General features: G+C 40.7%; 8 protein-coding genes. 4 read left to right on the top strand and 4 right to left on the bottom strand.

Features of this window, described 5'->3' with window-relative positions; genetic code table 11:
• Positions 1-640: 640 nt before the first annotated feature.
• Positions 641-1,306 (bottom strand): LytR/AlgR family response regulator transcription factor, encoded by a 666-nt coding sequence (locus tag ACFPOH_RS14825; protein ID WP_342471205.1) that lies wholly within the window; start codon positions 1,304-1,306, stop codon positions 641-643.
• Between the two features lie 221 nt (positions 1,307-1,527).
• On the opposite strand from ACFPOH_RS14825, the gene aceA reads away from it, so the two are divergent.
• The 4 genes from aceA (at position 1,528) to ACFPOH_RS14805 (ending at position 7,069) form a co-directional block, all read left to right on the top strand.
• Positions 1,528-2,820: an isocitrate lyase gene (aceA, locus tag ACFPOH_RS14820; RefSeq protein ID WP_342471204.1), complete on the top strand. Its 1,293-nt coding sequence runs from the start codon at positions 1,528-1,530 to the stop codon at positions 2,818-2,820.
• A gap of 773 nt (positions 2,821-3,593) precedes the next feature.
• Positions 3,594-4,766 carry a pyridoxal-phosphate-dependent aminotransferase family protein gene (locus ACFPOH_RS14815; RefSeq protein ID WP_390310422.1) on the top strand — a complete coding sequence of 391 codons (1,173 nt, stop codon included), beginning with the start codon at positions 3,594-3,596 and terminating at the stop codon, positions 4,764-4,766.
• 153 nt (positions 4,767-4,919) lie between these two features.
• Positions 4,920-5,624, top strand: a complete 705-nt coding sequence (locus tag ACFPOH_RS14810) for a glycosyltransferase family 2 protein (RefSeq protein WP_342470663.1) — start codon at positions 4,920-4,922, stop codon at positions 5,622-5,624.
• A 176-nt stretch (positions 5,625-5,800) separates the two neighbouring features.
• On the top strand, positions 5,801-7,069 hold the full coding sequence (locus ACFPOH_RS14805; protein WP_342470662.1) for a DUF5050 domain-containing protein: 1,269 nt from the start codon (positions 5,801-5,803) through the stop codon (positions 7,067-7,069).
• 80 nt (positions 7,070-7,149) lie between these two features.
• Here the strand turns inward: ACFPOH_RS14805 and ACFPOH_RS14800 are convergent, their stop codons facing one another.
• The 3 genes from ACFPOH_RS14800 to ACFPOH_RS14790 are packed head-to-tail and all read right to left on the bottom strand — an operon-like array spanning position 7,150 to position 10,579.
• The gene (locus ACFPOH_RS14800) at positions 7,150-8,085 is read right to left on the bottom strand and encodes an N-acetylglucosamine kinase (protein WP_390310420.1); all 936 of its coding nucleotides are present in this window, start codon (positions 8,083-8,085) and stop codon (positions 7,150-7,152) included.
• A complete protein-coding gene (gene argH / locus ACFPOH_RS14795; RefSeq protein ID WP_342471203.1) occupies positions 8,082-9,605 on the bottom strand; it encodes an argininosuccinate lyase in 1,524 nt (507 codons plus the stop codon). The genes ACFPOH_RS14800 and argH overlap by 4 nt, the downstream gene beginning before the upstream one ends.
• A 59-nt stretch (positions 9,606-9,664) precedes the next feature.
• The gene (locus ACFPOH_RS14790; protein WP_390310418.1) at positions 9,665-10,579 is read right to left on the bottom strand and encodes an EamA family transporter; all 915 of its coding nucleotides are present in this window, start codon (positions 10,577-10,579) and stop codon (positions 9,665-9,667) included.
• Between the last annotated feature and the right edge of the window lie 5 nt (positions 10,580-10,584).

Below are 10,584 nucleotides of genomic sequence, written 5' to 3'. Positions count from 1 at the left end.
GAATGACGCATATTGGTCTGAGTGGACCACGACTTGCTGGGGATGGAGTTGGATCAGATTTGGACTCTAATTTTACAGGCACGATATTGAGTTTTTCCGTTGTCAAAAAAAGAACACCTCCTCTGTATAATTGTTACTTTCATCTTACAGGGAGGTGTCATTGATTTATAGGCGTTGTTTGATTTCGGGCTTACGGATTAGAAGCAGACGAGAAGCACGGGGACCAAGAAGATCAAGGAAGCGAGGCGGCCCGGAGCGCAAGCGTCGGGTACGTGAGCACCGGACCGCCGAAGCTGACGAGAGTAGCCGGTCAACGTGCTTCGGAGTTCGCGCCGATGGTAGTTGGGGGATCCCCTGCGAGAGTAGGACGTCGCTTCGCAAGCAGAAACACCACGAAAGTAGTGGTTTTAATTACCAAAAAAGTTCCTCCTATCTATTAAAGACAGAAAGTCTGTTTATTCTTGAAAATGAAGCACAACTATTACCACTCAAGTATTTAGAGAATTGTAAGAAAAAATTCCCCCCACAATACAGAATCATAAAAAAATCGAAATAAGGAAGATATACCATTGCTTCATCCTTATTTCGATTCCAATGTCACAAAAATTATATACAATTAACTAAACTCTTTTAATATCCGTCAAAACTCAAGCACTCTACGCAAATCATTGATATAGGATTGGCTGACAGGCAATTCGATACCATTCTTCAGTTGGATAATAAAGTTGGTTGTGATGTCCTTCGTAATGTTTTTAATAAAGTAAATATTTAATATATAGGAACGATGAATTCGAATAAAAAATTCAGGCAACTTAGATTCCAATTCTTTTAATGTAAAGTTTGTTTTAAATTGTTCATTATTGGCATAAAACCAAGTCCGTTTTTGCAAACTTTCAATATGTGTAATTTCTTCGACCGGTACAGGTGTCCACATATCTTCCTGTTTGCCCGTTAAAAATTTATAAGTTTCCTTTTTTTCTGGTGTATAGGAAGATGGGAAAATAATAATCAGTGCCGCTTCTTTTTGATCCAAATAAATTGGATAACCCATCACGAAATATGGCTGCCCGAATATGGAAGAATCGATGACAAGATCCGTCTTCATACGGGTTTGCATCACACGGGCTGCTACACTGTCAGGATGAATTTTATCCCCAATTGTCAAATGCATATGTTCAACACTTGGGGAGTAATGAATGTAAGAATCTTCGCAAGCCAAAGCAATGGATGCGTTTTTGGGAATCCAATCTTTTAATATAATATTAAATTGCTCTAACCCCTTATTTGAAATAGCAACGCATTTCATCTCCACATGGACTTCCCCCTTTTTAAAAATTCAGAATCTTAAGTATTTATCCCCCAAAATAATTGTTTCATCCTGAAATTTCTGTATTTCGTCACAAAATTATACATTTTTGAATTGACTGTTATATATTAGTCTTACAATAAATATACCTGTTATGAAACAGAATGTAAATTACTTTTCTAACAGAGTGTATTGAAATAAAGGGGAAGGTGTTGAAAGAAATGTTATCACAACAAGAAAGAAAAGAAAGAGTAGAAGCGCTAAAAAAAGATTGGGCTGAAAATCCACGTTGGAAAGGCATTGAGCGCCCATACTCCGCAGAAGAAGTAGTAAAATTACAGGGGTCTGTAGTGGTTGAGCACACATTGGCAAAACGTGGTGCTGCAAAACTATGGAAACTACTTCATGAAGAAGATTTCATCAATGCATTAGGTGCATTGACTGGTAACCAAGCAGTACAACAAGTGAAAGCTGGGTTAAAAGCTATTTATCTATCAGGTTGGCAAGTAGCTGCTGACGCTAACTTGGCAGGTCAAATGTATCCAGACCAATCATTATATCCAGCTAACTCAGTTCCAGCTGTAGTAAAACGCATTAACCAAGCATTACAACGTGCTGATCAAATAGAACATGCTGAAGGCCGCGACGATAATTTTGACTGGTTTGCACCAATCGTTGCCGATGCAGAAGCAGGATTCGGCGGTCCGCTTAACGTGTTTGAATTAGTAAAAGCAATGATTGAAGCGGGTGCTGCTGGAGTACACTTGGAAGACCAATTGGCTTCTGAGAAAAAATGCGGTCACTTAGGCGGTAAAGTATTGCTTCCAACTCAAAACGCAGTTCGCAACCTTATCGCTGCACGTCTAGCTGCAGACGTAATGGGTGTAGATACAATCCTAATCGCTAGAACAGATGCTGATGCAGCGGATATGGTAACTAGCGATATCGACCCTCGTGACCATGAGTTCATCACAGGTGAACGTACACCAGAAGGATTCTTTAAAACAAGAGCAGGCATTGATCAAGCAATTGCCCGCGGTTTAGCTTACGCACCATACGCTGACTTAATCTGGTGTGAAACATCTAAACCATCATTAGAAGAAGCCCGTAAATTTGCTGAAGGAATCCATTCTAAATTCCCTGGAAAAATGCTAGCTTACAACTGCTCTCCATCTTTCAACTGGAAAGCAAATCTTTCAGACAAAGAGATTGCAGAATTCCAGCGTGAAATCGCGAAGATGGGTTACAAATTCCAATTCGTAACATTAGCAGGATTCCATACGCTCAACAAATCAATGTTCGAATTGGCTGTTGAATACAAAGATCAAGGTATGGCAGCTTACTCTAAACTACAACAAGCTGAGTTCGATCTTGAGAAAAAAGGTTACACAGCTACTAGACACCAACGTGAAGTTGGTACAGGTTACTTCGATGAAGTATCAATGGTTATTTCTGGCGGTACTTCTTCAACAACTGCGATGGCAGGTTCAACAGAAACTGAACAATTCGTATAATTTTAATCTGGTAATAAAAAACTAGATTATTGATGAGGGGAAGGGGATTGGCATTGTTCCATTCCCTTCTCACCAAAAACTCAAAGGATCAGCGGTCGATCAGAAATTATCGATTGATGCAGTAAGTTCAGGCGTAATAATTTTCGTCATGTCAGTAAATTATCGCACGATGTGAACCTAAAATTATAATCAGCCAATCCTAATTTGTTTACTCCAAATCAATAGGCGTGCAAGTAACAGCTGCCAAATGGAAGAAGTTCCAACGGATGTATGAATCAATATATGTGTCGGGATTTAAACTATAACATCATCAAAATTCATGGTATGAGGGCAGCATTTAAAACATCGCTTTGAGAAAATGTCATAAACGGAAGTTTCAAAATGTATTCGCCATTAAAAGGTATTCTAGAAATGGTCAAAAGTAGCAAAGAATGGGGATAAAAGAATCATAAAACGGTCGTTTCGAAATTGCAGGTAAACGTACATTTTTGTTGATTATTCATTTTGGGAACGAATTCAATAAATCGCTTACATTTTACACAAAGGGGATCGTAAAATATCTATCTATAGGTTGCCTCCTATATTGATAGTGTTATTGCTAAAGGGGTTATGTTAAGGAATAATAGATTTTAGTAAATTGGGGATTTCACCTTACTTAGCTGGGATACTGAGCAAGTAAGGTCTTTTTTTTTTTACATAAGATAAGAAGGAAAAAGCGGTTTTGCCGAGAATCTATTGTTAAAAATAAGATTAAAAAGGGGAACGAGAGAAAAATGCGAAATAAAGATATTCTACTAATTCCAGGACCGACTCCGGTAGTGGATGAAATTTATGATGCCCTATCCTCTGAGACAAGAGGACATATCGACCCGCGTTTTGTTGAAGTGTATAAAAATGCCTTGGAACAAACAAAACAATTGTTTCAGACGGATGGCGAAGTATTTGTCATTGCCGGATCAGGTACATTGGCCATGGAAATGGCGATCGTCAACACGGTGGGCAAAGGGGAACATTTACTCGTCATCAGCCATGGTTATTTTGGCGACCGTTTTACACAATTGGCAAAAGCTTATGATATTCAAGTGGATGTGTTGCAATCCGAGTGGGGGAAACAAGTAGATCCAAAATTAGTGGAAGAAACATTAAAAAGCAAACAATATAAGGCTGTAACTATTACGCACGCAGATACATCCACCGGCGTTTTTTCGGATTTGGATACATTGGTGCCGATTATTAAACGGGCTGGTGCCCTGGTCATTCTGGATGGGGTTGTGGCAACCGCAGCAATGGATGAAAACATGAGCAAAACATACGGACACAAGGATTATAAGCTGGATGTCGTGTTGACCGGTTCCCAAAAGGCGATTGGCATACCACCAGGTTTAGCCATTGTTGCGTTTAATCAAACGGCATTAAAGGCGAGGGAACAATTAGGACGGATTCCTGCTTACTATTGTGACATAGAAAATTGGAAGCCGATCATGCAAGATCCATCGAAATATTTTGCGACTCCACCGGTGAACTTGATTTATGCCTATAATGAAGCGTTGAAAATGGTCCTAAATGAAGGAATGGAAAGAAGGGAAAAACGCCATATCGCATATGGCCGGGGAATTCGGGCCGCATTGCGCACTTATGGAATGAAACCGTTGGCTGAAGAAGAAGTGGCCGCCCCTACCTTAAGTTGTATTTTCTACCCGGAAGGTGTGGAGGATGCCGCTTTTCGAAATAAACTTGCGTCAAAAGGAATCGTCGTTGCCGGTTCATTAGCCCATTTAGCCGGGAAAGCGTTCCGCATCGGTCATATGGGGAATACGACCCCTGACATGCTGGAGAAGGCAATTCGGACAATCGGTGAAGTGCTTCAGGAGCTGGGAATTGCCGTAAATATTGAACAAGCGATTGAAGCTTTTCAAAAAGAAATGAAACAAGCCGTGATGAATTAGCAATTCATTCTGATCGAGAATGAAACCAAAATTATCATCCAGGCCGGATGATAATTTTTTATGACTTTTATGGATTTATGAAATGTAAAAGAATACTTGATAATAGTATACTAATATATAGATTAGTATATTTCTTGTTAAGGAGAGCTCGCTGTGGAACGGCCAATTGTGATTATACCGACTCTTAATCCCTTGCCGACATTCGTTCATTATATAAATACTTTATTAGAATTGGATATTCATCAAATTGTTGTCGTCAATGACGGCAGTGATTCGAAATACCAACCGATTTTCCAGGAAATTTCTGCGATGAATCAATGCATGGTATTACATCATGATGAAAATAAAGGAAAAGGCCGGGCGTTAAAGACAGGGTTTGGATATGTTTTAAACCATTTTCCCAAATCGCATTCCGTGTTGACGGTAGGGGCCCATGGACAACATACCATTGATGATGTAAACCTTATTTTGCAGAAGATGAAGTTATTTTCCGATGGTATTATATTAGGTGTGCGCAACTTCCGATCAAAAGATTTGTCCTTTATGAATACAATTGGCCAGCAAGCGGCTTCATGGCTATTTCAATTACTATTCCATCGCCGGATTTTAGATACCCAGACGGGATTGCGTTCGATTCCGACAAAAGAATTGCCATGGTTGATGAAAGTGCCTGGAAATTCATATGATTATGACATCAATATGCTGGTGGAGGCAATTAAACGAAAAATCCCGATTTACGAAATCCCGATTGGACGGGCAAAAATAAAAAAGAATTCCATTATTCATTACGATGAAATTGTAAGCACTCAAAAAATCATTCACCAAATCATTGCAAATTTCACTAAGTACAATAAATAAAAAAACTTGAGTGAAACTTTTTAAATCAAAAATCGTACATTTTGATAGTACTACCAAAAGGGCTACCAACTTTTTTATTTCGGTAGTACTTCTTTTTATTTTCATGGCAATACTTGTAATGGATTTGGGGAAAATTTTTTTCTATGAGCAGTTTTATCGATAGGTGGTGAAGGGTATTGTTAAAGCGTTTGACCATTTTCGTGATACTTCTTGTAATGATTAAACCCGCTTATGACTTGTCAAAAGATATCTGGGATGGCGTGCTTCAATGGATTGACGAAAACCAGGTTGCCGAAAAAATAGATAGCTTCAATATTTCAAATGTTGAAAAACAATCGGCAAAAGAACCGATTGATGAAACCACATCAACCATTACCGCTTTGCGAAATACCATTCACCTGCCGACAAAAGTGCAATCTGTTGAAGAATTGGCCGATGCATTTTATTATCATTTTAGCCAGTGGGAAACGGATTTTGAAATACAGTACGCGGGAAGTACAAGTGATATCGAACATCTGCTTCAACAAGCTGTGGAAGACGCAGCCAACCGGGATCATTACATTTTAGGCCATCTGGGCGACCGGAAAATTGAATATGAATACGGAAAATATAAAGCGCTGATCAAAGTGCATCAGGAATATTTAACCAATGCTGCCTATGAACAATATGTAGATGCACAAGTGGCAAGCATTTTGTCCAATGTGGATGCCAACTCCATGTCGGATTTTGAAAAGGTAAAGTTTGTGAATGATTACATCGTAAAAAATACCGTTTATAGCGAAGATACAACTCTAAGCCCGCATAGCGCAATCGCCGTTTTGAAAGAACATAAAGGCGTTTGCCAGGGCTATGCGCTTCTTGCTTTAAAAATGTTGAGAGAGCTTGGCATTGAAACCTTATATGTGGTGGGAGAGGTGAATACAGGACCTCATGCTTGGAATTTGGTGAAAGTGAATGGGGAATGGTATCACCTTGATACAACATGGAATGATCCGGTGCCTGACCGCGGTAATGCAGTAAGATATCAATATTTCCTTGTAGATGATGCGACAATGAAATTGGATCATCGTTGGGAAGCAGGGAACTATCCGAAGGCGACCAGCAAACAATACGCCTTTATGGAAAAAATGGATCATGCTTTTGAAAAAGGTGGTTATATTTATTACAGCAATCTTCAGGATCATCATCGCTTATATCGGTTGAATTTGGCTACCGGCGAGAATCAGCGATTAACAAGAAGCAGAGCACAATATATCGTTGGTGCCGGAGATTGGATTTACTTCAGCAACTATTCCAATGGGGCGTATTTAACAAGAATACGCACTGACGGCTCGGAAGAATCCATCATCTATCCGGAAAAGGTGAGTGATTTGCTGGTTGAAGATGGTTACTTGATCTTCGCGACGGATGATGGATTGAAAAAGATGGAGATTGAGACTTCTTGAAGCATAAAAAAAGGGGGCTTTTTCTATTAGCCCCAGTTACCAACGTACCGACCGACTAGATCGAAATTGAAAAACCATTATTATTTTAATGAACGAAGTGCCCTGTTGGCAATATAGTCTATCGGATTTTGATTGCATAAATGGAAGGAAATATGAGGATATAATTCTTTCACATAATCTTTATATAGTTTTAATATGACCGGATTATTTTTCAGTATGCCCCCGTTTAAGTAAACTACAAACTTCTCATGAATCGGCCCGATTTTCCGAAGTACGGCATCGGTCATAAGGGATAACTCCTTTGCAGCTTCACAAGCAATATCGATGGCCCGCTCGTCTCCAAGAGAGATGGCTTTTGAAAGGACGGCGGAGATTTTGGCCATTTGGGCATTGGTATAATTGGGATGGTATATCCAGTCGTTGAGCTGTTCGATATTGTTTATTTGCAAAAGGTCATATACCAAGTCGGTGAGGATGGTAGGTTTCGGGAGACGGCCGTCTTCATATCTGAAAATGGTATTTAAAATTTCCCTTCCGATCCAATAGCCGCTCCCCTCATCTCCAACCCGGTGCCCCCAACCGCCGGAACGTTCGATTCTTCCTTTGCCATCGGTCGCATAAGCGGCTGAACCTGTACCTGAAATAACAAGGGCTCCCGCATTGTTCCCGGTTAATCCGATTAATGTGGACTGTACGTCATTTTCAATAATGGTGTGATGGATGCAAAAGGATGAATTTTGGCGGCTTCGATCGATTATGTTCCGTACGATTGCCAGCCCGTTTTTTGTATCGACGCCAGCCATGGCAAAAGCTGCAACGGCAATGTTCTGAATGCCCGTTGAAGTGTAGGCGTCTTCTAATAGATCGGTTAACACCTTTTCGGCTTTTTCTGTGCCGATTGCTTGGTAATTGGTGCTTGTAGTGGTTTTTTCAAAATAGATTTTCCCCTCAGCATCCCTCAATGACAAAGTCGTTTTTGTCGCTCCTCCATCAATGGCTAAAACATATTGATTCATTTTTCCTTTCTGCTCCATTCATCCAAATATTGTCGTAATCGTTTTTCACTTTGTAAAATGGCATCCTTTTTATTCTGAACCCATTTGCAAAGGGCGGATGTTTCGCTTTTTGCCTTTAACAATGATTCGGTCATCGTCATTGGTGCAGGGCCGCCGGGCATTTTGCGGACATTGACGAAATGGGCGGGTTTCAAAGATTGATAGAATTCTTCCTTTGAAATCTTTAAAGGTTTCTTTGTGAGCTCAATACTTTTCGCATTGACCAGTTCCCAAGTCAAATCCTCAATGGAAGTCTTATTGTCTTTAAGCAATGCGCGGACACATTCGGAAACGAGTTTATGGGACTGTCGGAAGGAAATATTTTCGGTCATGACAAGGGTATCCGCCAATTGAGTGACGTTGGCCAAACTTTTTTCAGCCCGTTCCAACAACTTTTCTTTATTCACATCCATGGTTACTACTAAACTGCCAAATAATTTGTAGATACCGCGCAATTTTTCCATAGCCCGCCAAATATAAGGCTGCATGTCATCTTCCGTATCCACAATATCTCCAAATGGCGTGTTATGAATCATTTGTAAGACGGTGGAAGCATCGCCGACAACGGATGAAAGCAGTGAACGGGTATGCTCAATGGAAACGGGATTCCGCTTTTGCGGCATGATGGAACTTACTTGAACATAAGGACTTGCAAGACTGATCGCGTTAAATTCTTGTGTGGCCCACAGCAAGAAGTCTTGCGCGGTGCGGCCAAGGTTCAATGCAGCCAGCTGCACGACACTGGCCGTTTCAGCGATATAATCGGCCCCCGCAACCGCATCCCACGCATTTTCCACCATATCATCAAAGGCGAGCAGTTCCTGCATTCTTGCGCGGTTAATGTTGAATCCTGTTGTTGTCAGTGCAGCCGCCCCCATACTGCTCCGGTTCACTGTCGCATAAGCGTGCTGCATGCGTTTAAAATCCCTTGTGAGCTGGTCAATCACGGCTTTCAAGTAGTGGGCAAAAGTGGTTGGCTGGGCTTGTTGGGTATGAGTATAGCCGATCATGATTGTATCTACATGTTCTAATGCAAAGGTGATGAGGGAAGTTCTTAAGGTGACCAATTCGTCCATCAGGTCGAGAAGTTTTTCGCGGATGGTCATGCGATAAATGGCGATGCCCATATCGTTTCTGCTTCGTCCGATATGCAGATTTCCTGCTATATCACCAGCCATCTCCATCAATTTATTTTCAATATGGAAAAATAGATCCTCAAACTGCGGTTGATATTCTTGTTTTGAAAAATATTCCATGTCTAATTGGCCGATTGCAGCACCGATTTTTTTTGCATCTTCTTTTGAAACCAGTTGTTGTTCTTCAAGCATTTTTAAATGGGCAATATGTATTTGCACCATTGCTTTCAAAAAATGTTTCTTTGCTTCATCATAGGCAGGCTGTAGCACGATTTTACGATAGCTGTTTGAAGGGAACTGGGTACCCTCAGATTCATGGATGCGGCTTCTATACTCTTGGAACATCACAATCATCGCCCCCAAAAACGATTTCTATCAACAAAACATTCACTTCCGGACAAAACTTATTGTTTTTCTTTTTGCAATTTCTTTAACTGTTTTTCAGAAAGCATTGTTGGCAACGCAATTCCCCACAAAATAAGGACAATTCCGATGATTTGCAGCCAAGTAATGGCTTCATGAAGTACGATGACCGAAGCGAAGACCGCAACGGGTAATTCCATGGCGCTTAAGATGGAAGCAATACCGCCGCCAACCTTTGGCACAGCGAAAGCAAGCAGGAAAATCGGCAGGATGGTTCCGAAGAATCCGAGTACTAAACCGAATTGCCAAAGACCTTCTCTTATTAATATACCGTTCCACAGTATTTCTGGTGACAAGAATATGCTGATCAAAACAAGGGCAAAAAAGGATGTAAACAATGTTCGTTCAATGGTTGTAATCCCTTCGATGGACCTTGAATTAATTTGCAGGAATATGGCGAAGCTGATGGCTGAACAAAAGCCGAACAACCAGCCTTTCCATTGAAAGTTCGATAAATCCGCTTCAAACGCGACACCGGCGGCAAGGAGCGTTCCGACAAAAAGAATGGCAAGGGAAATCGCTTCATGACGACTTGGCCATCTTTTTCTTAAAATGCAGTCGATCAACATGCCGATCCATGTGAATTGGAAAAGCAATACTACGGCGAGGGAAGCGGGCAAATAATTTAAAGATTTTCCGTAAACGATCCCGGTTGTACCGGTAAAAATTCCGGCGAAAAGAAGAAGCATGAATTCCTTTTTTCCGAGCTTAGGAATTTTGCCTTTCGTCAGGATGAAACATACCAAAGCCAGGAAAAAGCCGATTAAATATTGGCTTGTAACGGCTTCATCCGATGTAAATCCACGGCCCATCGCCACTTTGATAACGGTCGAAAGGATGCCGTAACTGCTTGCTGCAACTATGATAAGTAATGGATAAATAATCTTGGTTTTCATGATGT

Source organism: Ureibacillus suwonensis (assembly GCF_042655065.1).
Lineage (GTDB): Bacteria > Bacillota > Bacilli > Bacillales_A > Planococcaceae > Ureibacillus > Ureibacillus suwonensis.
This window is presented reverse-complemented; position numbering and strand designations above follow the sequence as displayed.

What these genes read in the sequence shown, in the direction of transcription:
- argH (WP_342471203.1), bottom strand. Translation starts at nt 9,605, where the DNA reads ATGTTCCAAGAGTATAGAAGCCGCATCCATGAATCTGAGGGTACCCAG.
- ACFPOH_RS14790 (WP_390310418.1), bottom strand. Translation starts at nt 10,579, where the DNA reads ATGAAAACCAAGATTATTTATCCATTACTTATCATAGTTGCAGCAAGC.
- ACFPOH_RS14800 (WP_390310420.1), bottom strand. Translation starts at nt 8,085, where the DNA reads ATGAATCAATATGTTTTAGCCATTGATGGAGGAGCGACAAAAACGACT.
- aceA (WP_342471204.1), top strand. Translation starts at nt 1,528, where the DNA reads ATGTTATCACAACAAGAAAGAAAAGAAAGAGTAGAAGCGCTAAAAAAA.
- ACFPOH_RS14815 (WP_390310422.1), top strand. Translation starts at nt 3,594, where the DNA reads ATGCGAAATAAAGATATTCTACTAATTCCAGGACCGACTCCGGTAGTG.
- ACFPOH_RS14825 (WP_342471205.1), bottom strand. Translation starts at nt 1,306, where the DNA reads ATGAAATGCGTTGCTATTTCAAATAAGGGGTTAGAGCAATTTAATATT.